Source organism: Dellaglioa sp. CoH-55-MRSF-9, from assembly GCF_056782155.1.
In genome coordinates this window covers 1-267 of record NZ_JBXAYG010000091.1, presented here as the reverse complement: position 1 = coordinate 267, position 267 = coordinate 1, and the positions used below count along the sequence as shown (strand labels likewise).

Below are 267 nucleotides of genomic sequence, written 5' to 3'. Positions count from 1 at the left end.
GCCATACCGCAACACCCGGCCCCGTGCCGGGTTTTTCGTTTTAGGAGCGGTGCATGAAAGTTGAAGTCGGTGATTACGCCATTGGGCAGCCAGACGGTGCCCGGCGTCCCGTGTTTTTCAAGGTCAGCGGTATCAGCAAAGGTATCGCTTCTGGCAAGATCGAAAAAGATGGCCATCTGCCCCAAAAGGATGCTATAGTCGAGGTCCCGCAGGCAAAGATTTTGGCTGTGCTCAATGGAGACGAGCCTCATCGCGGAAAGGTTTTTG

At 54.7% G+C, this 267-nt stretch carries 1 protein-coding gene; it reads left to right on the top strand.

The window, feature by feature from the left end:
• Nucleotides 1-53: 53 nt before the first annotated feature.
• Nucleotides 54-267 (top strand): hypothetical protein (locus AC1RPV_RS07915; RefSeq protein WP_481764222.1); only part of this gene is annotated, 214 nt, incomplete at its 3' end.